This is a genomic window from Actinomadura rifamycini DSM 43936 (assembly GCF_000425065.1).
Classification (GTDB): domain Bacteria; phylum Actinomycetota; class Actinomycetes; order Streptosporangiales; family Streptosporangiaceae; genus Spirillospora; species Spirillospora rifamycini.
Window position 1 is genome coordinate 258,292 of sequence record NZ_AULB01000011.1, and the last position, 24,762, is coordinate 283,053.

Sequence of the window (24,762 nt, forward strand, 5' to 3'; positions counted from 1 at the left end):
ATCTGAAATCTACGGTTCTCCAAAACTTCACTGCAATCGATTACACAGGAGGCGGCATGACGGCGGCGACGGGGAACGACGAGCGGGCGCTGGGCGTCTTCCCGCCCAGGCCGAACGCGATCGAGGAGCTGTTCGGGACCCGCAAGGTCGTCATCGGCGTCGTCCACCTGCCGCCGCTGCCGGGCAGCCCGCACTACGAGGGCGTCCCGATGGACGACGTCTGCGCGTTCGCGATCGAGGAGGCGCGGGCCTACCTCGACGGCGGCTGCCACGGCGTCATCGTCGAGAACCACTGGGACATCCCGTTCCTCAAGCCCGGCGAGCACGGCTACGAGACGGCCGCGGCGATGGCCGTCGTGACCGACCGGGTCCGGCACGCCACCGGCGGGCGGACGGGCGTGAGCGTGCTGTCGAACGCGGCCGAGTGCTCGATCGCCTCCGCGTGGTCGGGCGGCGCCGGGTTCGTCCGCGTCAACCAGTGGGCCAACGCCTACGTCGCCAACGAGGGGATCATCGAGGGGCAGGCCGCGCACGCCGCCCGCTACCGCAGCCGGATCGGCGCCGGACCGGTGAAGGTCTTCGCCGACGTGCACGTCAAGCACGGCGCGCACGCCATCGTCGCGGACCGCACCCTCGCCGAGCAGACCGAGGACGCCGAGTTCTTCGGCGCCGACGTGCTGATCGCCACCGGCTCCCGGACGGGCGACGCCGCCGCCCTCGACGAGGTCGAGGGCATCGCCGCGCACACCAGCCTGCCGGTCGTGATCGGGTCGGGCATCACCGCCGCGAACATCGGGGAGCTGCTGCCCGCCTGCGACGGCGTCATCGTCGCGTCGTCGGTCAAGGACAACGGCCGCTGGTGGGGCCGCGCGGACGCGGCGAAGGTCCGCGAGCTGACCGCCGCGGCGGCGAAGGCCGGAGCGGAACTGCCGTGATCGTCTTCTGCGGGTACGCCAACGTCGACCTGACGGTCGAGGTCCCCGTGCTGCCCGGCCCGGCGGCGCGCGTGCAGGCCACCCGCGTCCGGCGCGGCGAGGGCGGGATGGCGGCGAACGCGGCGGTGGCCGCCGCCCGGATGGGGGCCGACGCCCGGTTCGCCGGGGTCGTCGGGCCCGACCCGGAGAGCACCGCGTTCCTCGCCGCCCTCGCCGGAGACGGCGTCGACACCCGCTGGACGTCCCGGTCGGGCGTCCTCACCACGGCCGTCGTGCTGCTCACCCCGGACGGGGAACGTTCCATCATCAGCCAGGACGACCTGGTGACGGCCGAGCAGGTGGCGTCCGCGGCGGCGGCCGCCCGGGAGGCCGGCGCCTGGCTCTACCTGGACGGCTACCGGTTCCCGGCGGCCGCGGACGTGCTCGCCGGATCCGGGCGGCCGCGCCTGGTCGTCGACCTCGACGGCTGCGACGGGCCCGACGCGATGCGGGCCGCGCTCGCCGCGGCCGACCACGCGCTCGTCGGCCGCGCGCAGGCGACCGCGTTCCTCGCCCCCGACACGGACCCCGGCCCCGGCGGCCACGCGGCGGCGGACGCCGCGCTGGCCGCCGAGGCCGCCGCGCATCGGGTAAACCTGGTGGTCACCGACGGTGCGCGCGGCTGGACGCTGTTCGCGCCGGACGGCGCGCGGCACGCCGGCGCGGCGATCCGCGTGACGGCCGTGGACGCCACCGGGGCGGGGGACTGCTTCGCCGGCGTCTACTGCGCGGAGCTCGACCGGGGGACCGCCCCGCCGGACGCGGCCCGCACGGCCGCCGTCGCGGCCGGGCTGTCGTGCACCCGGCCGGGGGCGCGCGACGGCCTGCCGCACCGCGCGTCCGTCCTGTCCCGGATCCGCGCCGAGAACGACCCCCGAACCACCGCCCCCCGCCCGGACGACCGACCCGCCGACCTCCGAACGACCGAACCCCGAACGACCGAACCCCGAACGGACGGCTCCCGCCCGAACGACTCCCGCACACCGGCCCCGGACGCGCCCGCCGCGCCCGCCCGGCCCCATCGAGAGGAGACATGATGCGACACGCGGTGCGGGCCGTGGTCGCGCTCTGCCTGCTGCTGACGGCGACGGTCGGGTGCGACGTGCAGGCCAGGCGTGAGATCGCGGCCGAGAAGAAGGCCACCGAGAAGGGGCCGCCGCCGCCCGAGCGGATCGCGGAGTCCTGCGAGGTGGACGGGCGGCCGCCCAGGATCGGCGTCGTCCCGATCAACCTCCAGGCCCTCTTCTTCAACCAGATCAACACGGGCGCGAAGACGGTCGCGGACGCGGCCGGGGCGCACATGCAGGTCGTCAACGGGGACGACGACTCGGCGAAGCAGGCCGACGCGATCGACAACCTGGTCGCGGGCGACTACGACGCGATCATCGTGGACGCGGTCGACACCGAGGGCATCAAGCCCGCGATCCGGCGCGCGAAGGCCGCCGGGGTGCCGGTCGTCGCGGTCGACGCCACCGTCGACGACCCGGCCGTCGCCACCCAGGTCGGCACGGCCAACGCCGAGGGCGGCGAGCAGATCGCCGCGGAGCTGCTGGAGATGTCCGGCGGGAAGGGCGGGATCGGCGTCGTCGGCGCCCTGAACAGCACCGTCCAGAACGAGCGGCAGAAGGGCTTCACCGACGCGGTCACCGCGGGCGGCATGAAGATCGAGACGGTGGTGGACGGCCGCAACGTCCAGGAGCAGGCCCAGACCGCCGCCGAGAACCTGCTGACCGGCAACCCCGACCTGCCCTACGCGTACGCGACGGGCGAGCCCGCGCTGATCGGCCTCGCGGCGGCCGTCCGCAGCCAGGAGCGCACCGACGACATCGAGGTCGTCGGCTGGGACCTGTCCCAGCAGGCCGTGGACGGGCTCCGGGAGGGCTGGATCGCCGGCGTCGTCCAGCAGAACACCTTCACGTTCGGCCACGCCGCCATGAACGCCGCGATCGACCTCGCCTGCGGCCGGTCCGCCCCGGCGGACGTGCCCGTCCCGACGCAGATCGTCACGCCCGCGAACGTCTCGGACTACCTGTACTACCTGGAGAAGTGATGACCGAACCACCCCTGGTCTCACTGCGTGGCATCACCAAGTCGTTCGGTGCGGTGAAGTCGCTGCGCGGCGTCGACCTCACGCTGGCGCCGGGCGAGGTCCTCGGCCTCGTCGGCGACAACGGCGCCGGGAAGTCCACGCTGATGAAGGTCCTGGCCGGCGCGCTGCAGCACGACACCGGGACGATCGAGATCGACGGCCGCGAGGTGCGGTTCGGCAGCCCCGCCGACGCGCGCCGCGAGCGGATCGGGATCGTCTACCAGGACCTCGCGCTGTGCGACACGCTCGACGTCGCGAGCAACCTGTTCCTCGGGCGCGAGCCCCGCAGGGGACCGTTCATCGACCGCCGCACCATGCACCGCCGGGCCGCCGAGACGCTGTCGGAGCTGCACGTCCGCGTCAAGTCGACGTACCAGGAGATCGGGCACCTGTCCGGCGGGCAGCGGCAGGCCGTGGCGATCGCCCGCGCGGTGTCGTTCAAGCCGCGCGTGCTGATCCTGGACGAGCCGACGGCGGCCCTCGCGGTCGCCGAGGTCCGCCAGGTCCTCGCGATGATCAAGGACGTCGCGGCGCAGGGCGTCGGCGTCATCCTCATCACCCACCGGCTGCAGGACCTGTTCGAGGTCTGCGACCGCATCACCGTTATGTACGAGGGCCGCAGCGTGGACGACGAGCCGGTGTCCGCGCTCGACATCGAGCGGCTCGTCGCCCTGATCACCCGCTCCGGCGCCGCCACCGGGCCCGAGTCCACCGAGGAGGTGGCCTGACATGACCGTGCAGGCCCCGCCCGCGCCCACCGTCCGCGCCGAGACGCCCGGCCTGTGGGAACGCGCCAACAAGGCGACCCTGGCGATGGCGGGCGTGACCGTCGCGCTGTTCGCGGTCTTCGGGATCGCCTCCGACAACTTCCTGACCTTCGACAACATGTCGAACCTGGCGACCCAGGTCGCGATCACGCTGATCGTCGCGGTGGCGATGACGTTCGTGATCACCACCGGGCAGATCGACCTGTCGGTGGGGTCGACGGTCGCGTTCGTCGCCGTCCTGACCGCCGAGATGCTCCAGGCGGGCTGGGACTCCTCCCTCGTGATCGTCGCGGCCCTGCTGGCCGGGCTGTTCTGGGGCGGGGTGAACGGCTACCTGTCGGCCTACCACCGGATCCCGCCGTTCATCGTCACGCTCGCGACGATGTCGGTGATCCGCGGGCTGGCGCAGCTGTGGACCGAGGGCTTCTCGGTCCCCATCGACGCCCGGCTGTACGTCGCCAAGATCGGCCGCGCGGAGTTCCTCGGCTTCTCCGCGCTGGCGTGGATCGCGCTCGGCACCGTGGTGATCGGCGCGGTGCTGCTCGCCAAGACCCGGTTCGGCAACTACGTCAACGGGATCGGCTCGCAGGAGGAGTCGGTCCGCCGCGCCGGGGTGAACACGAACCGCATCAAGATGGTCGCGCTGATGCTGACCGGGCTCGCCGCGGGCGTCGCCGGGCTGCTCACGGCGGCCCGGCTCGGCTCCGGCTCGGCGAACTCCGCGCAGGCGTTCGAGCTGACCGTGATCGCGGCGGTCGTGCTCGGCGGCACCGACCTGTTCGGCGGCCGCGGCACGATGACCGGCACCGTCATCGGCGCGCTGATCACCGGGATGATCGCCAACGGGCTGACGCTGCTCGGGGTGAGCCCGTTCCTCACGCCGATCGTCACCGGCCTGGTGCTGCTCGCCGCGATCTGGCTCAACCTGCGCGGCCACGGCATCGCGGAGCTGGGCGCGCACCTCCTGGGACGCGGCCGCGGACGGGACCGCGCGAAGGAACCCGCGTGACCGGGGACCGGCCCGCCCGCGGCGCGGCGGTCGAGGTGGCCACGGTGACCGGCCCGGCGTCCAGCGCGGACCTGGGCCTCACCCTCACCCACGAGCACCTGCGCAACGACGTCCGGAAGGCGGTCGGCGCGCCGGCGGACCCCGCGCTGGCGTACCTGCGCGACGCCCGCACGACCCCCGAACTGGCCTGGCTGCTGCGCGAGGAGCCGTACGCCTGCCTGGACCACTGCACGCTGGACGACGACGCCGCGATGCTCGCCGACCTGCGGTCCTTCGCGGCCGCGGGCGGCGGGACGGTCGTGGACGTCACGCCGGGCGGCCTCGGCCGCGACCCGCTCGTCCTGCGGGCGTTCGCCGAGCGCAGCGGCCTGCGGATCGTCATGGGCTCCGGCTGGTACCTGGAGCCGTACCACCCGCCGCACCTGGCCGGGACGGACGAGCGCGGCCTCGCGGCCGAGCTGGTCGCGGAGCTCACGGACGGCGTCGCCGGCACGGGCGTCCGTCCGGGCGTGATCGGCGAGATCGGCGTGTCGCCGGACTTCACGCCCGCCGAGCACCGCGCGCTGCGGGCCGCGGCCCGCGCGCAGCGGGAGACCGGCGTCCCGCTCTACGTGCACCTGCCCGGCTGGCAGCGGCGCGCGCACGAGGTCCTCGACATCGTCCTGGACGAGTACGGCGTGCCGCCCGGCGCGGTGGTCCTGTGCCACATGGACCCGTCCCACGACGACCCGGGCTACCAGCGCGCGGTCGCGGACCGGGGCGTCTGGCTGGAGTTCGACATGATCGGCATGCCGTTCCGCTACCCGGGCGAAGGGCAGTCGCCCGCCCCGCACGAGACCGCCCGCGCGGTCACGTGGCTCGTCGTGCACGGGTACGGCGGGCGGCTGCTGCTCAGCCACGACGTCTTCCTCAAGAGCATGCTCACCGCCTACGGAGGCAACGGCTTCCGGTACGTGCCGACCCTGTTCGTCCGGCGCCTGACCGAGCTCGGCGTACCGCGCCGCGTGGCGGAGGGCCTGCTGCGCGACAACCCCGCCCGGCTGTTCGAGGCCGCCGCGGCCTGACCGGCGCGGTCCCCGCGACCGTCCGGCGCCCGGCGGCGGCCGAGCACCCACGACCGACCCATCCGAAAGAGAGGAACCACAGTGAGCCGCGTCCTGATCGCAGGAGAGAGCTGGGTCACCCAGTCCACCCACATCAAGGGGGTGGACTCGTTCACCACCACCTCCTACGTCACCGGCGTCGAGCCGCTGCGCCGCGCGCTGGAGGGCCGGGGCCACGAGGTGGTGCACATGCCCGCCCATCTGGTGCCGGCCGAGTTCCCCGGGGACGCGGACGCCCTGGCGGCCTACGACGTCGTCGTCCTGTCGGACATCGGCGCGAACTCCCTGCAGCTCGCGCCGGAGGTGTTCGAGCAGGCCGTCCCGGGCCGGGACCGGCTCGGGGCTCTGCGCGACTGGACGCGGGACGGCGGCGGCCTGCTGATGGTCGGCGGGTACCTGTCGTTCACCGGGTTCGAGGCCAAGGGCGCGTTCCGCAACACGGTCCTGCACGAGGCGCTCCCGGTCGAGCTGCTGCCCGAGGACGACCGGGTGGAGCTGCCCGCCGGGGCCGGTGCGGCCGTCACCGACGCCGGCCACCCGGCGCTCGGCGGCGTCGCGGGGGACTGGCCGGTGCTGCTCGGCTACAACCGGGTCAAGGCCCGGGAGGGCACCGAGGTCCTGGCCACGCTGAACGGCGACCCGCTGGTCGCCGTCGCGGGGTACGGCACCGGCCGCTCGGCGGTGTTCACCTCCGACTGCTCGCCGCACTGGGCGCCGCGGCCGTTCTGCGAGGACTGGGACGGCTACGCGAAGGTGTTCGGCGGCCTGGTCGAATGGCTCGCGGCGTGACGCGTTCGCGGGCGCTGCTGGACGCGTGCGCCGAGCCGCTCGAGCGGGCCGCGGCCATGCGGTTCGCCGAGGACGTCCGCACGGGCGCCCTCGGCGTGCAGGAGTTCGCCGACTACCTGGAGATCGAGGCGTCGTTCGTCGCCACCGCCGCGCGGCTGCACGGGCTGGCGATCTGGGACGCGCCGGACGCCGCGGCGATCGAGCGGAACGCGGCGGCCGTCCACGCGCTGACCACCGAGCAGGCCGACTACTTCCGCGCCGCCCGCGCGGCCTGGCCGGTCCCGGCGCGTCCGGGCGCGGCGGCGCGCGGCGCGGTGCTGTCGGAGTTCGCGCTGGCGGCGGCCCGCGAGGGCGGGCACCCGGCCGTGGTGACGGTGATGTTCGCCGCCGAGAGCCTGTACCTCGCCTGGTGCGGCCGGGCGCACCGGGAGGGCCGCGTCCCGGCGGGGCCGGTCGCCGACTGGGTCGCGCTGCACGCGGGCGACGCGTTCCGGCGGGGCGTCGAGGCGCTCGCGCGGGAGGTGGACGCGATCCCCGCGGACGTCCCGGACGACCGGCTCGCGCGCTGGTTCGCCGGGATGCTGGAAGCGGAGATCGCCTTCCACGACGCCGTCTACGCCTGACGCGGCCGACCGGCCAGGAGCGCCACGACCGGCGCGAACTCCTCCATCGCCGAGTCGGGCACCTGGTAGTAGGTGAACCCGTAGCGCTCCCGGCGCTCGGTCATCTGCGCGGCGATGTGCTCGGGCGGCCCGACGAACTGGGTCGGCATGCCCAGGACGAGGTCGGCGTCGGCGCCCCAGCCGCGCGCCGCCGCCACCCGGGCGGCGGCGGCGCGCGGGTCGGCGCCGAACCGCGGCGTGACCATCATGCTCAGCTCGACGTCCCGGTCCCCGGCGGCCTCCCGGACGCGGTCGACCTTGCGGGCGATCGTGTCCGGGAGCCGCTCGGTGATCGCGTCGGAGATGGCCCCCTCGGGGAGCGCCCGCGGCAGGATGCCCACCGTGTCGGCGTGCCGGCCGGCGATGCCGAGCATCCGGGGGCTTCCGGCGCCGATGACCAGCGGCGGGCGCCGCGCGGGCCGCGGGAAGACGGTCAGCCCGTCGATCCGGTAGTGCTCGCCGGCGAACACGGTCTTCTCGCCGGCCAGGAGGCTGCGGAGGATCAGCAGCGACTCCTCCAGCCGCCCGACCCGCGTCCCGGCGGCGTCGAACGGGATCCCGGCCGCCGCGTACTCGGCCCGCAGCCATCCGGCGCCGATGCCCAGCTCGAACCGCCCGCCCGACAGGTGGTCGAGCGTCGCGGCCTCCTTCGCGAGCAGCACCGGGTGCCGGTAGTCGTTGGCGAGGACCATCGTGCCCAGCCGCAGGGTGCCCGTGACGGCCGCCGCCGAGGCGAGCGCGACCATCGGCGCGAGCTGGTCCCCGAAGGGCTCGGTCACGAAGTGGTCGCGCAGCGTCAGCGTCGCGTAGCCCAGCTCCTCCGCGCGGCGGGCGGTGGCGGCCAGCTCGGCGCCGGACCGGATCGACTCCCCGACGACCCCGAAGCGGAATGCGCGTGCCTGTTCGTCCATGGCCCCGAGCATGGCGCCGGTACGGGCGGCGGCGCTGGCAGGAAAACGACGTGGGCTTCGCGAACCGGCGCGGGGGTCGGCGGACGCGCAGACCGGCGGGACGGGCGAGCGGCTCGGTCGCCGTCCGTGCGGCGTAAGGGCGTCACCGACTGCCCGGCCCCACCGGTCCATTCCAGCGTGCGTCGCGGACGGCCCGTCCGCAAGTCACCGGGCGCCGTGCGGTTCGACGCGCTGGGCGAGCAGCCGCCCCGGCCAGTCGCCGACGGTGAACTCGGCCACCGGCTCGAAGCCGTTGCGGCGGTAGTACTCCACGAGCCGCCCGTCCCCGCCGCCGTAGCAGTCGACCCGCAGCAGCCGGGCGCCGCGCGCCGCGGCCTCCCGCTTCGCCTCGGCGATGAGGGCCGCGCCGACGCCGTGCCCGGCGAACGCGCGGTCGGTGACCAGCAGCGAGATGTACAGCTCCGGTTCGCCGGCGGGCTCCACGTAGGGCATCGGCTCCGGTCCGGCCGCCATGAACCCGGCGGGGCGGCCGTCGATCTCGGCCTCCCACACGCCGTTGTCGCGCGCGATGCCGGTGATCCGCTCCACCCGGCGCGGGTCCCGCGACCACGGCTCGGTGCCCCACTGCCCGGACCGCCCCTCGCGGACGAGCCATTCCACCGCGCCGTCCAGCATCGCCAGCATCGCGGGCGCGCTCTCCGGCCCGCCCCTGCGGATCCTCATGTGCCACCTCCGCCGGTGATCATCGCACGGCGGGACGGCGGGACGGCGGGGGCGGCCCGCCCGGCGTCAGGCGGACGCGATGAAGGTCTGCGCGCGGCGGAAGAGGCCGAGGGTGATCGAGTGGAGCAGGTCGCCGGTCTCGCGCGGCGCCTTCCCGGCGCAGGCGCGGGCGTGCGTGCCCTCCAGGACGATGCCGAGCTTGAAGCACGCCAGCACCGCGTACCACCGGATGGCCGCCAGGTCGCGCCCCGCGACGGCGTCCGCGCGGCCCGCGTAGGCGTCGACGAGCTCGTCCGCGGCGGGCAGCCCGCCCGCGGCGCCGAGCGGTCCGGCGAGCGCGGCGCTCTCGTCGTCGCGGTCCGGCCAGGTGGCCAGCAGCCAGCCGAGGTCGAGCAGCGGGTCGCCGATCGTGCACATCTCCCAGTCGACGATCGCGGCGATCTCCGGACCGGTGGGGGAGTACATCAGGTTGGCCAGGTGGTAGTCGCCGTGCATGATCCCCGGCCGCCACGTCGCCGGGCGCCGCTCCCCGAGCCAGCGCGCGACGTCGTCCAGTCCGGGGATGTCGGGGCCGGGGTAGCCGTCGAGGGCGCCGTAGGAGTCCAGCTCCGCGGTCCACCGGCCGACCTGCCGCTCCAGGAAGCCGGCCGGCTTGCCGAAGTCGGCGAGCCCGACGGCCTCGTGGTCGACCGCCCCCAGCGCCGCCAGCGCGCGCGCCGCGTTCAGGCCCATCTCGTGCCGGACGGACGCGTCCTTCGCGTGCGGGTCCGGGAGGGTCACGGAGGCGTTGAACCCGTCGACCGGGGTCATCAGGTAGAACACGGCGCCGTTCATCACGGACTCGTCGGGGCAGGCGGCGACCAGGCGCGGCGCGGGCACGTCCGTGCCGTCCAGCGCGCCCAGCACGCGGGCCTCCCGGCGCAGGACGTCGTTGGTGCGGGCCCGCAGGTGCGCGGGGCCGCGCCGCAGCACGTACTCCCGGCCGCCGCGCCGGAACCGGACCAGCGTGTTCTGCGTCCCGCCGGTCAGCGGCGCGACGTCCTCGAACGGCCCCTCGGGCAGGCCCCGGGCGTCCATCCACCCGGCGAGGACCTGGAAGTCCACGAGCGCGCGATCGATCTGCTCAGGCTGCTGCACGGCGGGGTCCCTTCGACACGGCGTAGTACCGGAGAGTAACAGTCATGCACTTGCATTACTCAATCAATCGCCTGCATTATCGGCGGGACGCCAGCCACCGACGGCAGGAGACGCGCCATGGCATGGGACTTCGAGACCGACCCCGCCTACCAGGAACTCCTCGACTGGGCCGACGCCTTCGTGCGGGACGAGGTCGAACCGCTCGACCTCGTCCTCGGCAGCCCCTACGACAAGTCCGACCCCCGCTACAAGACGCTGGTGCGGCCCCTCCAGGACCGGGTGCGCGAGAAGGGGCTGTGGGCGTGCCACCTCGGCCCCGAACTCGGCGGCCAGGGCTACGGCCAGGTGAAGCTGGCGCTGCTCAACGAGATCCTCGGCCGGTCGCGCTGGGCGCCGTCGGTGTTCGGCTGCCAGGCCCCCGACTCCGGCAACGCCGAGATCATCGCCCACTTCGGCACGCCGACGCAGAAGGAGCGCTACCTGCGGCCGCTGCTGGACGGCGAGATCTCCTCGTCGTACTCGATGACCGAGCCGCACGCCGGCGCCGACCCCACCCTGTTCACCACGCGGGCCGTCCGCGACGGGGACGGCTGGGTCGTCAACGGCGAGAAGTGGTTCTCCTCCAACGCCCGGCACGCCGAGTTCCTGATCGTCATGGCGGTCACGAACCCCGACGTCAGCGCGTACGAGGGCATGTCGATGTTCATCGTCCCCGGCGACGCGCCCGGCCTGGTCACCGTCCGCAACGTGGGCGTCGGCGGGGAGCGCGAGGGGTCGCACGGGTACCTGCGCTACGAGGACGTCCGCGTCCCGGCCGAGAACCTCCTCGGGGACGAGGGCGGCGCGTTCGCCATCGCCCAGACGCGGCTCGGCGGCGGCCGGATCCACCACGCCATGCGGACGATCGCGCAGGTCCGCAAGGCGTTCGACATGATGCTCGAGCGGTCGGTGTCCCGGCAGACCCGCTTCGGGCCGCTCGCCAAGATGCAGATGACCCGGGAGAAGATCGCCGACAGCTGGATCGAGATCGAGCAGTTCCGGCTGCTCGTGCTGCGCACCGCCTGGCTCATCGACAAGCACCGCGACTACAAGAAGGTCCGCAAGGACATCGCCGCCGTGAAGGCCGCGATGCCGAAGGTGTACCACGACGTCGTGCAGCGGGCGATGCACCTGCACGGCGCCCTCGGCGTGTCGAACGAGATGCCGTTCGCGTCCATGATGATGGGGGCGCAGGCCATGGCGATCGCGGACGGGCCCACCGAGGTCCACAAGATCACCCTGGCCCGGCAGCTGCTCCGCGACGTCGAGCCGGTCGAGGGCCTGTGGCCGTCCGAGCACCTGCCGACCCGGCGGGAGGCGGCGCGCGAGCGGTTCGCCGACGCACTGGAGCTGGCGATCGGCGAGGAATGACGGGCGAGTGACGGGCGAGTGAGGGACGGCGCGGGATGAACGACACCCGGGAACGGCTGCTGGACGCCGCCGAGCGGCTCTACGCCGAACGCGGGGTGGACGCCGTCAGCCTCCGCGAGATCGTGCAGGCGGCGGGCGTCCGCAACGCGACGGCCGTCCAGTACCACTTCGGCGACCGCGCGGGGATGGTCCGCGCCGTCTTCGCGCGGCACGCCCCCGAGGTCGAGGCGCGCCGGCACGCCCTGCTGGACGCCTGCGAGGCGGCCGGCGGCGGCGACCCGGAGGCGGCCGTGCGGGCCCTCGCCGCCGCGCTCGTCCGCCCGCTGACGGCACGGCTCGCCGACCCGTCCGGACGCGCGTTCCTGCAGGTCTGGGCGGACGTGCTGAACCGCCCGGACCCGATCGTCCCGGTCGCCGTCCTGGACGACCCGGCCGACAGCCTGTGCCGCTGGCGCGCGCTCGTCGAACCCCTGCTGGAGGAGGACGCGGCGCGCCTGCACCGCCGGTTCACCGCCGTCCGGTACGCCGCCATCGAGGTGGCGCGCCGCGCCCGCTCCGGCCCCCGCACCGACGACCGCCTGTTCACCAGCTACCTGATCGACGTCGTCGCCGCGATCCTCGGCGCCCCGGTCTCGCCGGAGACCCGCCGCCTCGCCGCCGAACGCGACGCCGCCCGCGGGTGACATTCGTCCAAGACGGGCCCGCGCACCCGGGCGCAGAGTGGGCATGTATTTCGCGATGACCAGGGAGGACGACATGGCGAACGAGAAGAACGGCGCGATCAGCCCGATCGTCGGCTACACCGACGTCGAGAAGGCGCTGGCGTGGCTGGAGCGGGCGTTCGGGTTCGAGGTCCAGGCGGTGCACCGGGACGACGACGGCACCATCGTCCACACCGAGATGCGGCACGACAACGGGGTGCTCATGCTCAGCGGCGGCAACCCCGGGAAGGCGGCCAACTACGTCGTGGTGGCCGACCCGGACGCCCACCACGACCGGGCGAAGGCCGCGGGCGCGGAGATCTTCCGCGAGCTCGCCGACAAGGACTACGGCTCCCGCGACTACGCCGCCCGCGACCTGGACGGCAACGAGTGGTACTTCGGGACCTACCGGCCCTGACCGCCGGCGCCGCCCGGCCCTGCCGCCCGGCCCTGCCGCCCGGTCCCGGCCGGACGCCGGGGCCGGGCGCCGGGGCCCGGAAAACCCGGAGACCCGGACGGGCGCCTCTGCCAGGGTTGGCCGATGACCATGTCCCGAACAGAGCTGCTGCGCTGGCAGTTCGACTTCACCTGGGCCCTGTCCGAGTACCACCTCGACCGGCTCGTCCCCGCCGACCACCTGTGGGAACCCGGGCCCCTGTGCTGGACCGTCCGCCCCACCGCCGACGGCGGCTGGGAGCCGGACTTCGCCGAGACCGAGCCCGACCCCGTGCCGGTTCCCACCGTCGCCTGGATCACCTGGCACATCGGCTGGTGGTGGGGCGTCGCCCTCGACCACGTGCACGGGCGCCCCCCGCGCGACCGCACGGAGATCGTGTGGCCGGGGGAGGAGAAGGCCGTCGCCTGGCTGCGCGGCCTGCGCGCCGAGTGGGCGGAGGCCCTCGACGGGCTCACCGACGCCGACCTCGACGCCCGCACCGCCTACCCGTGGCCGGAGGACGCCGGATACACCGTCGCCCACACGGCCGGCTGGGTGAACGCCGAGCTGATGAAGAACGTCGCCGAGATCGGGCAGCTCCGCATGCTGCGCGCCGCGTCCGGCGGCGGGGACGCGGGCGGAAAATGAGCGGAACGCGCTGATCGCCCGATGCTACGGTTCGGGTGCCGGCCGCGGGACTCCAGGTGCGACTTCCGGAACCCGCCTTTACAGCGATGATTCGCCGCTCGCGCCCCCCATTCCCCGGCCGGCACCCCCCATCCCCGGCCAGAGCGGGACGCCATGACCGAGACGTTCGCCGACCTGATCGCGTGCGAGGACGCGCTGATGTTCGTCAACGCGGCGATCACCTCCACGGGGCAGCGCGAGTTCCACCACGCGCAAGGCGAACAGCGGCTCAGCCTCGACTTCCTGCACGAGTACATCCTGGAGAACTACCGGGACCTGTACGCGGCGGCGCTCGCGCTGAACGTCAACGACCACAACGCCGCGATGATCGTCCTGAACCTGCTGCTGCGGGCGGGCGACGTGGACGCGCAGCGCCGCCGCCGCGAGGGGCGGCTGATCGCGCGGCGGCTCGAACTGCTGCCGCCGCAGCGCGTCTACCGGCTGTTCCGCGAGCTGCGCCGCCGCGGCGTCAACAACCGGCGCACCCGCGCGATCGTGCGGGACTGGATGGCGGCCCGCCCCGACCCCGCGTTCGACGCGGTGAAGTACCGCGGCGCCGTCAAGAGCGCGATGCGGCACGCGCACGTGCGCCCCGGCGCCGCCGCCGGCGGGGAGCTGGGCCCGTTCCTGTTCGCGCCGCGCGGCGTCAAGCGGTTCGGCACGCCCGTCTTCGAGACGTGGCGGCGGGCGCACTTCGAGCGGGAGGCGCTGTACGACCTGCCGTACACGGTCGCGGAGGGGTTCGCCGCCAAGCACAAGGTGCCCCGGGAGGTCTTCCTGCAGCGCATCGAGGCGCGGATGACGCGCCTCGAACGGCTCCGCCTCCAGGAGAGCGCGGGCGTCGGCGCGGACCTCGGCGCGATGCCCCTCACACGGCTCGCGACGTACGTGCTGTCGCTGCCGCTGGACGACCGCGCCCGGCGCCGCGCGGAGCTGACCGAGGCCCTGCGCACGTCCGCGCGGCGCGTCGCGGGCGCCGCCCGCGGCTCGTGGGGGCGGGTGGCCGCCGTCCTGGACGACAGCCACTCGGCCTCCGGGTCCGGGCAGAAGCGCCGCCGCCCGCTCGCCGTCGCGCTCGCCGCGTCCTGCCTGCTCGAGGCGCTCGCGAAGGAGTACACGCCGCTGTGGACGTCGGGCCGCACCGACGAACTGCTGGTGTACCCGTTCGGGCCGACGCCGCTCGGCGAGCGGATCCTCGACGCGCTGGAGACCGGCCCCGAACGGCTGATCATCGTGTCGGACGGCTGGGACAACGCGCCGCCCGGCCTCGCCGCGGACGTCCTGCGGATCTGGCGGTCGCGCCTGGACTCCGGCCACCGGTACGGCGGCGCGCAGCGGGTCCAGATCACGCACCTGAACCCGGTGTACGACGCCGACGACTTCGACGTCCGACGGCTGGCGCCGACCGTCCCGACCGCCGGGATCCGCGACGCAGAGGACCTGCCGACCCTCGTCGAGCTCGCCCGCTTCGCCGAGGGGCGCGTCGGCCTGGCCAGGCTGCAGGCGCACCTCGACGACCGGACCGCGCGCTTCCTGGAGGGCTCATGACGTTCGGCCTGGACGGGCTGGAGACCCGCCCCTCGCAGACGTGGGGCTCGATCCGGCTGGTGCCGCTGGTCCGCGACGAGCCCGTCCCCGGCCTGCGGCTGCACCGCGTCGCGTTCGAGGAGCCGATGTCCGTCGTGGACGTCGGCGACGGAACGGCCTACGCGTCCTACATCCCGCACGCGTTCGTGGCGCGGTGGGACGGCGGCGACCAGACGCCCGGCGCCTCCTACGGCGCCCGCCTCCTGGAACGCGACACCGCGCCCGCGCCGGAGCGGATGCCGATCCGCACCGTCCGGCGCATGGCGCGGAAGGCGGGCAAGGACCGGCTCCGGTTCCTGCCGCTGCACTTGGCCGTCGAGGGCTACCTCGCGCTGCACTTCGGCGGCCCCACGATCGCCTGGGAGGAATGGTCCCGCAAGGCGATCACCCAGGGGCTGTCGCCGCGCGCCGAGGCCGCCTACCTCGGCCACCGGGTGCGCGGGCTGGAGGACGCGCTCCGCGTCTTCGAGATCCACCCCGGCCAGTGCGGCGTGCTGGTCTACGTCGCCGACGCCCTCGCGAGCGCGTTCGTCGTCCCGCACCCGGACGACTACCGCGCGCTCCACGCGACCCTCGTCGAGGACATGTTCGGCGAGACGGTCTACCTCCACGGGCTGCTCGCCGCGCGGACGGGGGACGTGTCGGCGGGGATCGACGACGCCCAGATCCGTTCGCTGGCCGACCTGCGGACCGCCGCCGACCTCAGCCGCGCGGAGTGGGCGGCGTTCCACGACGGGGTCATGGCCCGGTGGCTCTTCGACGAGCGCGCGACGTACCGGAGCGTCCAGCGGCTGCGCGGGTTCCGCCTCACCCGCTTCCTCCCGTCGTTCGAGACCAAGCGGGAGAACCACATCGGCGAGGCCATCGCCGACGAGGACGGCCGCCTCGCCTACCTCAAGACGTTCCGGCTGTCGGAAAGCCAGATCCGCCGCGGCCACCTGCTGAACTCGCTGGCCGAGCACGACTGGCGCCTCGCCGACGCGGCCGCCGCGATGCACGTCACCGAGGCGAACCTGGCGCTGCGGATCGACCGCGCCGGCTACGGGAACCTGCTGCGCCGGGACGTCCTCGACATGTACCGCGCGCGGGCGCGGCGGGGCGAGACCTACCGCCCCCGCCCGCCCGGCGGACCCGCGGGCGAGCCCGCGGGCGGCGGCACGGTCACCTGAGGCCGGCGAACAGGTCGTCCTCCAGGTCCGGGGCCGGGACCCGGCTGAACCGGCGGACGAACGCCTCCCGCGCGAGCACGAGCGGCCGCACGTCCTCGGGCATGCGCAGGATGAAAATGTTCTCGCCCTGGCTGGCGTGCGCCTGCAGCGCCTTGAACTTCCGCTCGGTGTACGCCGACACGTCGACCGTGGTGGTGACGAGCTCGTCCGGGGTGCCGAAGTCGTCCGGCGGCTCGAACCCGAGATCGATGCCGAGCTCCCGGGCGCCCTCGATCATCTGCCGGACGCCGGACCGGGGGACCGCGGTGTAGTAGAGCTTGTCGGGCACGCCGGAGCGCTCGGCGGCGGCCACCGCGATCCGGTGCGCCATGATGTGGTCGGGGTGCCCGTAGCCGCCGTTCTCGTCGTAGGTGACGACCACCTGCGGCCGGTACTTCTCCATCAGCGCGACCAGCGGCGCGACCGCGTCGTCGAGCGGCACGTTCGCGAACGCGGCCGGGTCGTCGTTGCCCGCCCACCCGACCATGCCGGAGTCGCGGTGGCCGAGCAGCTCCACGCGGTCGATGCCGAGGTGCCCCGCGGACTCCTCCAGCTCGGCGAGGCGGCGCCGCGCGACGCCCGCCGCGTCGTGCCCCGGGTCGCCGGGCTTGAGACCGCCCTCGTCGTCGCCCTGCTCCCCGTTGGTGCAGGTCACCAGCACCGTCCGGACGCCCTCGGCGGCGCAGCGCGCCAGCACCCCGCCGGTGCCGAGCACCTCGTCGTCGGGGTGGGCGTGGACCGCCATCAGCGTGAGTTCCTGGGGCATCTCGTGCGGCTCCTCGGCTTCTCTCCTGGGACGACGCCGGTGACGCCCGGCGCGGCACCGCCGCGTCGTCCGGCACGATCAACTCTACGGCGGCCGAAGCCGGAAAATTACCTCCTCATCCGCGCCCCGATCGCCTACCGTCCAGGTATGGGGTCGCCGGTGATTCTCCTGGACGTCGACGGGGTGCTGAATCCTTTCCAGAGGCCGAGCCGCCGTTTCAAGCGGCACCGGTGCTCGCCGAACGGCATCACCTACGAGCTGTGGCTCAACGCGCGGCACGGGCCGGCGCTGCTCGACCTGGCCGAGTCGACCGGCGCCGAGCTGGCCTGGGCGAGCTACTGGTGCGACAACGCCAACATGTGGATCGCCCCGCGGATCGGGCTGCCCGTGGCGCTCCCGTACGTCCCCATCCCGCGGTTCCCCGGCGCGGACGAGGGCGTCTCGCTCGGCGCGTGGAAGGCGCGGCACGTCGCCGCCTGGGCGGAGGGCCGCCCGTTCGTCTGGTTCGAGGACGAGCCGGACGCGACCGAGCGCATCGCCGCCGCCCCCGACGTCGCCGAGCACCTCCTCGTGGAGATCGACCCCATGACCGGGCTCACCGACGAGCACCTGCGGACGGCCGGGGACTGGCTCCGCGCCCTGGCCCGCTGACCCGGCGCCCGCCCGCCCGGGCCGCCGGTCTGCGCCGGTTCCATTCGTCCAAGACGCGCCCCGCTCCGGCTCCTTAACGTCGTGCGCAGACGAGAGGAGCCATCGATGTCGGCACGACCAGCGCTGCTGGACATGGCATTCGGATACATGCCCGCACAGATCATCCACACCGCCGCCGAACTGCGGCTCGCCGACGCCCTCGCGGACGGCCCCCGGACGAGCACCGACCTCGCCGCGCGGACCGGCGCCCACGCGCCGTCCCTGTACCGGCTGCTGCGCGGCCTGGCCTGTCTGGGCGCGGTGGAGCAGAAGGAACGCGACCTGTTCGCCCTCACCGACGCGGGGCGGGCGCTCCGCGCGGACGGGCCCGGCTCCGTCCGCGCGCTCGTCCGGCTGTTCTGCGGGCCGGACGTGTGGGCGTCCTGGGGCGACATGACCGGGACGCTCCGCACCGGCGAGGACGCGTGGCGGCGGGTCACCGGACGGACATCGTTCGAGTCGTTCGCCGCGGACCCGGAGCTGTCGGCGACGTTCAACGCGGCGATGGCCGAGCACACCCGCACGATCGCCCCCGCGATCATCGGGGCGCACGACTTCGCCCGGTACCGGACGATCGCGGACCTCGGCGGCGGCGACGGCACCCTGCTCGCCGCGATCCTGCGCGCCGTCCCGGGCCCGCGCGGCGTGCTGTTCGACCTGCCGCCCGCCCTCGCGGCGGCGCCGGAGGTCCTCGGCGACGTCGCCGGCCGCTGCGAGATCGTCCCCGGCGACTTCTTCGCGTCCGTGCCGCCCGGCGCCGACGCCTACCTGCTCAAGAGCGTCCTGCACGACTGGGACGACGAGCGCGCCGCCGCGATCCTGCGCACCTGCCGCGCCGCGCTGCGCCCGGACGCCCGCGTGCTGATCCTCGAGCAGGCGATGCCCGAGGTCGTCACCCCCGACGACCGCGGCACCGTGATGAACGACCTCAACATGCTCGTGTCGGTGGGCGGGCGCGAGCGCACCGAGGACGAGTTCCGGGAACTGGCGCGGGCCGCCGGGCTGTCCGTCGCGTCGATCGGCGGGCCGCTGCCGCCGTCCGGCTACCGCGTCATCGAGGCGCGGCCCGCGGACTGACCGGACGGGCGCTCCCCGGACAGGTTCAGTGGCGCGTCCAGTCGGGCTGCGCGAAGTCGGCGACCCGCGCCCGCCCGCCCAGCAGCACCACCTCGCGGAACTGCCACAGCAGCGCGCCGGTCGGCGCGTGGACCCGCCAGTCCGGGGCCAGCCGCATCTGGAGCATGCTCCCGCCGTCCGGCTGCGGCACCCACCGCGGCGTGTCGTCGGCCGCCAGCCGGCGCAGGCTCGTGTGGTGCACCGACCGGACCTCGCGCGGGTCGGGGACGAGCGGGCCGGGATCGTCCAGCGCCACCACGACCGGGGTGATCGCGAACCCGGAAGCGGCCGGGAAGTCGTCGAGCCGGCCGAGGACGTCGGCCGCGCCCGCCGTCAGCCCGATCTCCTCGCGCAACTCGCGCAGCGCCGCGCGCTCGGGCGTCTCGCCGTCCTCCGCGCGCCCGCCGGGCAGCCCCCACTGCCCGGCGTTGCGGCCGCGGTCCGCACGCTTGATCAGGACGACCGAGGGCGCGCCGTCGTGCTCCAGCACGCACAGCACGACCCCCGCGCGGCGCATGCCCGGGGCGTCGGGAACGGTCGTGTGGGCGAAGGCGGCCAGCCGTTCGGCCGCGACCTCGCGGAACGCCGCCAGGTCGTCGAGGGGGGACGCGGGAGGGGCCATGGGGCCGATCCTGCCAGGATGCACGGCGCCCCGCCGGGTAGGGGGCGGCGCAGCGGGCCGCCCGGCCGTGTCGCGTTTCTCCAAGACGGCGCGCCCGGGCCCGCGTAGCGTGGCCGCGTTGATTCGAACAAACAAGCGAAGGAGGGGTCATGGACCTTCGTCACCGGATGCTTCCCGCCGCCGAGGCCGCGGCGCGGATCGTCCTGGAGATACCGGAGGCCCGGCTGGACGACCGCACCCCCGACCCCGAGTGGGACGTGCGCGCCCTGGTCAACCACCTGATCCTGTGGACGTCCCGGGGCGAGAACGCCGCCCGCAAGGAGCCGACGACCGGGCCCGGGGAGGACCACGACTTCACGGCCGAGCCGCGCTGGGCCGAGCGGTTCGAGGAGCAGGCGCGCCGGACGGCCGAGGCGTGGCGCGACCCCGCCGCCTGGGAGGGCACCACCAGCCTGACCGGCAACAAGGAGGGCATGCCCGCCCCGTTCGTCGGCGGGATCCTGTACGGCGAGTTCGTCGTGCACGGCTGGGACCTCGCCGTCGCCACCGGACGCGACCCCGGGTTCCCGCCCGAGGTCGTGCAGGACGCGTGGGAGCAGCTCGTCCCGACCGCCGAGGTCGGCCGCGAGTACGGGGCGTTCGGCCCCGAGGTGCCCGTCCCCGAGACGGCGCCGCTGCTGGACCGCCTCGTCGGGCTCGCCGGCCGCGACCCGAACTGGCGACCCTGAGCGGTCCTGACACCGATTTGGCCGAGCGGCGGGCGATCGGGGCGCGATCCGGTGCCCGCGCGCTCTACGCTGGTGACATGTCTTCAACGTCTTCGATCCGAGTTCGATTCGCGCCGTCGCCGACGGGCATGTTCCACGTGGGCGGCGCCCGGTCCGCGCTGTTCAACTGGGTGATGGCCGCGCAGTCCGGCGGCACGCTGGTGCTGCGGATCGAGGACACCGACGCGTCGCGCAACAGCCCCGAGTGGACCGAAGGCATCATCCGTGCCCTCGCCTGGCTCGGCATGGACGGCGAGCAGTACGAGGGCCCGTACTTCCAGTCGGCGAACGCCGACAAGCACGCCGAGGCCGCCCGCACGCTCCGGGACGCGGGACGCGCCTACTACTGCGACTGCACCCGCGAGGCCGTCATCGCCCGCACCGGCGACCAGCACAAGGGCTACGACGGGTTCTGCCGCGACCGCGGCCTGGAGCCGGGCCCCGGCCGCGCGCTGCGCTTCCGCGCCCCCGACGAGGGCCAGACCGTCGTCGTCGACCTGCTGCGCGGCAAGCCCGTCTTCGAGAACGCCGTCCTGGAGGACTTCGTCATCGCCCGCGCCGACGGCTCGGTCACGTTCCTGCTGGCCAACGCCGTCGACGACATGAGCCAGGGCATCACGCACGTCGTGCGGGGCGAGGAGCACCTGTCCAACGCGCCCAAGCAGCAGTTGCTGTGGGAGGCGCTCGGCGGGGAGCCGCCGGTGTGGGCGCACGTCCCCGTCATCGTCAACGAGAAGCGGCAGAAGCTGTCCAAGCGGCGCGACAAGGTCGCCCTGGAGGACTACCGCGCCGAGGGGTACCTCGCCGAGGCGATGCGCAACTACCTGATGCTGCTCGGCTGGGCCCCGTCCGGCGACCGCGAGATCGTCCCCTGGGACGTGATCGTCGACGAGTTCCGCATCGACGACGTCAACACCTCCCCGGCGTTCTTCGACGAGAAGAAGCTGCGCGCGTTCAACGGCGAGTACATCCGCGCGCTGCCGGTCGAGAAGTTCATCGCCGAGTGCCTGCCGTTCCTGCAGGAGGCGCCGTTCGACGTGGACGTGTCCGTCTTCGCCGAGCTCGCGCCGCTCGCCCAGACCCGGATCGCGCTGCTGTCGGAGATCGTCGAGATGATCGACTTCGCGTTCCTGGACGAGCCGCCGGCCGACGAGAAGTCCTGGACCAAGGCCATGAAGGAGCCCGCCGCCGAGATCCTCGCGGCGGCCGAGCGGGCCTACATGGACGCCCCGTGGCGCGCCGACGAGCTCAAGGACCGGCTGGAGCGGGTCGGCCAGGAGCACGGGCTCAAGCTCGGCAAGACCCAGGCGCCGGTCCGCGTCGCGGTCACCGGCCGCACCGTCGGCCTGCCGCTGTTCGAGTCGCTGGAGATCCTCGGCCGCGACCGCACCCTGGCCCGCATCGCCGCCGCGCGCGCCAAGCTCGCCGCCGGGTCCTGACCCGGCCGGCCCTCACCGGCCCGCGGCCTCCCCGCCCCGGGCGGGCCGCAGGCCGGTGTGGGCCGCGCAGAACGCGAGGATGTCGGTCTGCAGGCCGAGCCAGCGCGACAGCGACCGCTCGCCGTGCCCCACGTCGGCCTCGCAGCGCAGCAGCACCGGCGCGTCCGACGAGGTCGCGTACTGCAGCGCCGCGGTCATCTTCCGCGTGTGCATGGAGTCGACCCGCGGGTCGGTCCGCGCGCACGTCAGCAGCACCGGCGGGTAGCCGGTCCCCGCTCGGACGCGGTGGTAGGGGGAGTAGCCGAGCAGCACGGGGAGCTGCTCGGGATCGTCGGCGGTGCCGAACTCCTCGGTCCACAGCCGCCCGATCCCGAACCGCTGGTACCGCACCATGTCGGTGACCGCGTCCGTGATCACCGCCGCCGCGTACAGCTCCGGGCAGCGGACGAGCGCAGCGGCGACCAGGAACCCGCTGTGCGAGGAGCCCCGCATCGCCAGCAGCTCCGGCGTCGTGTACCCGCCGTCGACCAGCGCGCGGGCGGCCGCGGTGAAGTCGTCCACGGCGTTGGGCTTGTTGCGGCCGCGGCCCGCCGCGTGCCACGCCGTGCCCTCCTCGCCGCCCCCGCGCACGCTCGCGACGGCGTACGCGCCGCCCGCGCCGACCCACGCGGCGACCGCCGGCGAGTAGGCGGGCGGGGTGGACGCGCCGAACCCGCCGTACGCGCTCAGGATGAGCGGGCGCGGGCCGCTCTCCCCGGGCGGCACGAGGACGTGCATCCGCACCGGCGTCCCGTCGGCCGACCGGTAGGTGATCCGCCGGACGTCCGGACGTGCGCCCCCGGCGGCCTCCGCGCCGTCCGGCGCGTCCTCGGCGACGCACGAGCCGTCGCGGACGTCGACGCGGTGCACCGCCGGCGGGGTGGTGTAGTCGGTGTAGGCGAACCAGGCGCGGGGGCCGCCGGCGGGCGGCGCGGTCAGCCGCGCGACGGTGCCGTACCCGGGTGCCGGGACGTCCCGCAGGACGGTCCCGTCGGCGGCGTGCAGGCGCAGCTCGCTCGCCCCGTGCCGGCTGCGGACGGTCAGCAGGCGCGGTTCGCCCGAGTCCGGGTCGGTGAGCGTCGCGCAGTCGGCGAGGACGCGGCCCGGCTCCTCCGCGACGATGGTGCGCCACCGGTCGGCGCGCGGGTCGGCGGGGTCCACGGCGCAGAGCCGCCCGAACGGCGCGTCCCGGTCGGTCACGGCGACGATTCCGCCGTCCGGCGCGAACTTCAGCACGGCGCGCGCGCCGTCGGCGGTGCCGTCGTGGACGAGCGCGGGCGCCAGCTCCCGCGCGTCCTCGTCCGGCGCGTCGGCGAGCCACAGCAGGTTCCCCGACGTGGCGCCGGGCGCGGCGCTCAGCATGAGCCGGCGCCCGTCCGGCCCGATCGTGACGGCCAGCTGCGGGAGGTCGGTGGCGAACAGCACCGGGTCGCCGGCGGGGTCGGCGCCGATGCGGTGCAGCCGCAGCCGCCTGCCCGCCTCCAGGCCGGGCCCGGGCGTGTCGACGTAGCAGAACGCCGCGTCGCCCCGCAGCCACGCCACCGGGGTCGGGCGGCCCGGCTCCAGCGGACCGTCCACGAGCCCGCCGCCGGCCACGTCGAGGACCCACAGCAGCGGCCGCTCGTCGCCGTGCCGCGTCATCTGGTAGGCCAGCAGCCCGCCGCCGTGCGACGGCCGCCAGACCCCGAGCGTCGTCGCCCCGGACGCGTCCAGGGCGAGGGGGTCGAGCAGCACACGCGGCGGCTCGTCCGGCCCGGCGGTCATCAGCACGGGCAGCTGCATGCCCGGCGTCCGCCGCAGGTAGAACCGGCGGCCGTGCCGCCACACCGGGGGAGACCCGGTCGGGACGGCGGCGCCGCCCGCATCGGCCGCCGCCGCCAAGCGCGCCAGCCACCCGTCGCGGTCCGGCCAGCCGGCGGCGTGCCGTGCGAACGCCTCCGCCTGCCCGTCCAGCCATGCGGCGCAGTCCGGGTCGTCGGCGTCCTCCAGCCACCGGTACGGATCGGGCACCTCGTGCCCGTGCAGAAGGTCCACGATCGCGTCCCGGCGCGCCGCCGGCCATTCCGTCGCCGTGCTCATGCCTCTGTGCCCACTTCCGTGCCCCGTCTCGTGTGCCCGCTCCGGTCCCGGCCACGGCCGAGGGCTCCCCGCACGGCGGGGAGCCCTCGGTCGCACCTGGATCGGGTCAGTTCCGGTCGCCCTCGATCAGCTCCTGGCGCCATCCCTCCAGGGTGATGACCTCGTCGGCGAGCAGCAGCGGGAGTCCGATCTGGGTCGGAAGCTCGGTCATGTGTCCCTCCGGTAACGCTCCGTGGCGATCTGAATGCACACAGGTATACCAGCTCTACGCGACGCGCATAGGCCGTTCGGAAGAGACCGCGATGAGAAAGCCGGTCAGGACTCCTCGGCGGGGACGCCCGCGGCGGACGCCCCCTCCACGGGAGCCTCGTCGACGGCGAGCGCGGCGCGCAGGCCGGACAGGCGGCGCTCCAGCTCGTCCATCTCGTCGCGCAGCGCGGGCGGCACCCGCTTGCCGAGCAGCTCCGCCTGCTCCTCGACCGCCTTCAGCAGCTCGTCCAGCCGCCCGGCGAGCGCCCGCCGCGCCGCCGGACCCGACTCCTCCGCCGGCCGCGCCTCCAGCAGCGTCGACTGCTCCCGCAGCAGCGCGGACTGCTCGCGCAGCAGGGTCGTCTGGTCGCGGAGCTGCTTGTTCTTGTTGTGCAGCTCGACGAACACCGACACCTTGGCGCGCAGCACCCACGGGTCGAACGGCTTGGAGATGAAGTCGACCGCGCCCGCCGCGTACCCGCGGAACGCGTAGTCGGGGTCGCTGTTGACCGCCGTCAGGAAGATGATCGGCAGGTCGCGGGTCTTCTTGCGCCGCTTGATGTCGCGCGCCGTCTCGAACCCGTCCATGCCCGGCATGACGACGTCCAGCAGGATGACCGCGTACTCGTCGGTGAGCAGCGCCTTGAGCGCCTCCTCGCCCGACCTGGCGCGGACCAGATCCTGATCGAGGGAGCTGAGGATGGCCTCCAGCGCGATGAGGTTCTCCTCGCGGTCGTCCACGAGCAGGATCTTCGCCTTGTCGTCCACGCGCGTCCCTCCGATCCGGTCGGCCCGCCGTCCT

Annotated in this window: 25 protein-coding genes; 18 read left to right on the forward strand and 7 right to left on the reverse strand. The window is 74.5% G+C overall.

The genetic code is table 11. The features are described 5' to 3' along the window. The first annotated feature begins 56 nt into the window (after positions 1-56). The 8 genes from H505_RS0111525 (at position 57) to H505_RS0111560 (ending at position 7,354) form a co-directional block, all read left to right on the forward strand. Positions 57-935, forward strand: a complete 879-nt coding sequence (locus tag H505_RS0111525) for a BtpA/SgcQ family protein (RefSeq protein ID WP_026402109.1) — start codon at positions 57-59, stop codon at positions 933-935. Continuing rightward, positions 932-2,011, forward strand: a complete 1,080-nt coding sequence (locus H505_RS49790) for a carbohydrate kinase family protein (protein WP_064743589.1) — start codon at positions 932-934, stop codon at positions 2,009-2,011. Before H505_RS0111525 ends, H505_RS49790 begins: the two co-directional genes overlap by 4 nt. Further along, complete coding sequence (locus H505_RS0111535; protein ID WP_026402110.1) at positions 2,008-3,024, forward strand: substrate-binding domain-containing protein; 1,017 nt, start codon at positions 2,008-2,010, stop codon at positions 3,022-3,024. Before H505_RS49790 ends, H505_RS0111535 begins: the two co-directional genes overlap by 4 nt. Continuing rightward, positions 3,024-3,791: an ATP-binding cassette domain-containing protein gene (locus H505_RS0111540; RefSeq protein WP_026402111.1), complete on the forward strand. Its 768-nt coding sequence runs from the start codon at positions 3,024-3,026 to the stop codon at positions 3,789-3,791. The genes H505_RS0111535 and H505_RS0111540 overlap by 1 nt, the downstream gene beginning before the upstream one ends. Position 3,792: 1 nt before the next feature. Then, positions 3,793-4,839, forward strand: coding sequence for an ABC transporter permease (locus tag H505_RS41295; RefSeq protein ID WP_051300545.1), 1,047 nt, complete (start codon positions 3,793-3,795; stop codon positions 4,837-4,839). Continuing rightward, positions 4,836-5,903, forward strand: coding sequence for a phosphotriesterase family protein (locus H505_RS0111550; RefSeq protein ID WP_034517556.1), 1,068 nt, complete (start codon positions 4,836-4,838; stop codon positions 5,901-5,903). Before H505_RS41295 ends, H505_RS0111550 begins: the two co-directional genes overlap by 4 nt. A gap of 81 nt (positions 5,904-5,984) precedes the next feature. Further along, positions 5,985-6,731 (forward strand): glutamine amidotransferase, encoded by a 747-nt coding sequence (locus H505_RS0111555; RefSeq protein ID WP_026402113.1) that lies wholly within the window; start codon positions 5,985-5,987, stop codon positions 6,729-6,731. After that, complete coding sequence (locus H505_RS0111560) at positions 6,728-7,354, forward strand: TenA family protein (protein ID WP_051300546.1); 627 nt, start codon at positions 6,728-6,730, stop codon at positions 7,352-7,354. The genes H505_RS0111555 and H505_RS0111560 overlap by 4 nt, the downstream gene beginning before the upstream one ends. On the opposite strand, the gene H505_RS0111565 is transcribed toward H505_RS0111560, so the two are convergent. From H505_RS0111565 to H505_RS0111575, 3 genes are all read right to left on the reverse strand, one after another. Then, complete coding sequence (locus H505_RS0111565; RefSeq protein ID WP_026402115.1) at positions 7,345-8,304, reverse strand: TIGR03621 family F420-dependent LLM class oxidoreductase; 960 nt, start codon at positions 8,302-8,304, stop codon at positions 7,345-7,347. The genes H505_RS0111560 and H505_RS0111565 overlap by 10 nt on opposite strands. A gap of 204 nt (positions 8,305-8,508) precedes the next feature. Continuing rightward, positions 8,509-9,027 (reverse strand): GNAT family N-acetyltransferase, encoded by a 519-nt coding sequence (locus H505_RS0111570; RefSeq protein WP_026402116.1) that lies wholly within the window; start codon positions 9,025-9,027, stop codon positions 8,509-8,511. Between the two features lie 66 nt (positions 9,028-9,093). Beyond that, positions 9,094-10,164 (reverse strand): phosphotransferase family protein, encoded by a 1,071-nt coding sequence (locus H505_RS0111575; RefSeq protein WP_026402117.1) that lies wholly within the window; start codon positions 10,162-10,164, stop codon positions 9,094-9,096. 117 nt (positions 10,165-10,281) lie between these two features. Here H505_RS0111575 and H505_RS0111580 point away from each other — a divergent pair, with 117 nt between their 5' ends. The 6 genes from H505_RS0111580 to H505_RS41300 all read left to right on the forward strand — a co-directional run bounded on the left by H505_RS0111580 (position 10,282) and on the right by H505_RS41300 (position 16,154). Beyond that, a complete protein-coding gene (locus H505_RS0111580; RefSeq protein ID WP_026402118.1) occupies positions 10,282-11,574 on the forward strand; it encodes an acyl-CoA dehydrogenase family protein in 1,293 nt (430 codons plus the stop codon). Positions 11,575-11,609: 35 nt separating this feature from the next. Next, positions 11,610-12,257 carry a TetR/AcrR family transcriptional regulator gene (locus tag H505_RS0111585; RefSeq protein WP_026402119.1) on the forward strand — a complete coding sequence of 216 codons (648 nt, stop codon included), beginning with the start codon at positions 11,610-11,612 and terminating at the stop codon, positions 12,255-12,257. 73 nt (positions 12,258-12,330) lie between these two features. Continuing rightward, a complete protein-coding gene (locus H505_RS0111590) occupies positions 12,331-12,693 on the forward strand; it encodes a VOC family protein (protein ID WP_026402120.1) in 363 nt (120 codons plus the stop codon). A gap of 123 nt (positions 12,694-12,816) precedes the next feature. Beyond that, positions 12,817-13,359 carry a DinB family protein gene (locus H505_RS0111595; protein WP_026402121.1) on the forward strand — a complete coding sequence of 181 codons (543 nt, stop codon included), beginning with the start codon at positions 12,817-12,819 and terminating at the stop codon, positions 13,357-13,359. Between the two features lie 153 nt (positions 13,360-13,512). After that, complete coding sequence (locus tag H505_RS0111600) at positions 13,513-14,946, forward strand: hypothetical protein (RefSeq protein WP_026402122.1); 1,434 nt, start codon at positions 13,513-13,515, stop codon at positions 14,944-14,946. Next, positions 14,943-16,154: an ARPP-2 domain-containing protein gene (locus H505_RS41300; RefSeq protein ID WP_064743591.1), complete on the forward strand. Its 1,212-nt coding sequence runs from the start codon at positions 14,943-14,945 to the stop codon at positions 16,152-16,154. Before H505_RS0111600 ends, H505_RS41300 begins: the two co-directional genes overlap by 4 nt. On the opposite strand, the gene H505_RS0111610 is transcribed toward H505_RS41300, so the two are convergent. Next, positions 16,147-16,959 carry a PIG-L family deacetylase gene (locus tag H505_RS0111610; protein ID WP_026402123.1) on the reverse strand — a complete coding sequence of 271 codons (813 nt, stop codon included), beginning with the start codon at positions 16,957-16,959 and terminating at the stop codon, positions 16,147-16,149. The two genes, H505_RS41300 and H505_RS0111610, sit on opposite strands and share 8 nt — an antisense overlap. 147 nt (positions 16,960-17,106) lie before the next feature. On the opposite strand from H505_RS0111610, the gene H505_RS0111615 reads away from it, so the two are divergent. Beyond that, on the forward strand, positions 17,107-17,610 hold the full coding sequence (locus H505_RS0111615) for an HAD domain-containing protein (RefSeq protein ID WP_026402124.1): 504 nt from the start codon (positions 17,107-17,109) through the stop codon (positions 17,608-17,610). 105 nt (positions 17,611-17,715) lie between these two features. Beyond that, on the forward strand, positions 17,716-18,726 hold the full coding sequence (locus H505_RS0111620) for a methyltransferase (protein ID WP_026402125.1): 1,011 nt from the start codon (positions 17,716-17,718) through the stop codon (positions 18,724-18,726). 25 nt (positions 18,727-18,751) lie between these two features. On the opposite strand, the gene H505_RS0111625 is transcribed toward H505_RS0111620, so the two are convergent. After that, positions 18,752-19,387 (reverse strand): NUDIX hydrolase, encoded by a 636-nt coding sequence (locus H505_RS0111625; protein WP_026402126.1) that lies wholly within the window; start codon positions 19,385-19,387, stop codon positions 18,752-18,754. Between the two features lie 149 nt (positions 19,388-19,536). Here H505_RS0111625 and H505_RS0111630 point away from each other — a divergent pair, with 149 nt between their 5' ends. Then, positions 19,537-20,115 (forward strand): TIGR03086 family metal-binding protein, encoded by a 579-nt coding sequence (locus tag H505_RS0111630; RefSeq protein ID WP_051300549.1) that lies wholly within the window; start codon positions 19,537-19,539, stop codon positions 20,113-20,115. A gap of 77 nt (positions 20,116-20,192) precedes the next feature. Further along, positions 20,193-21,593, forward strand: coding sequence for a glutamate--tRNA ligase (gene gltX / locus H505_RS0111635; protein ID WP_084550117.1), 1,401 nt, complete (start codon positions 20,193-20,195; stop codon positions 21,591-21,593). 12 nt (positions 21,594-21,605) lie between these two features. Here gltX and H505_RS0111640 read toward each other — a convergent pair whose 3' ends face one another. Both H505_RS0111640 and H505_RS0111650 read right to left on the reverse strand, forming a co-directional pair. Further along, positions 21,606-23,711 (reverse strand): prolyl oligopeptidase family serine peptidase, encoded by a 2,106-nt coding sequence (locus tag H505_RS0111640; protein WP_026402129.1) that lies wholly within the window; start codon positions 23,709-23,711, stop codon positions 21,606-21,608. A 315-nt stretch (positions 23,712-24,026) separates the two neighbouring features. Continuing rightward, positions 24,027-24,728: a response regulator gene (locus H505_RS0111650; RefSeq protein WP_026402130.1), complete on the reverse strand. Its 702-nt coding sequence runs from the start codon at positions 24,726-24,728 to the stop codon at positions 24,027-24,029. Positions 24,729-24,762 lie beyond the last annotated feature (34 nt).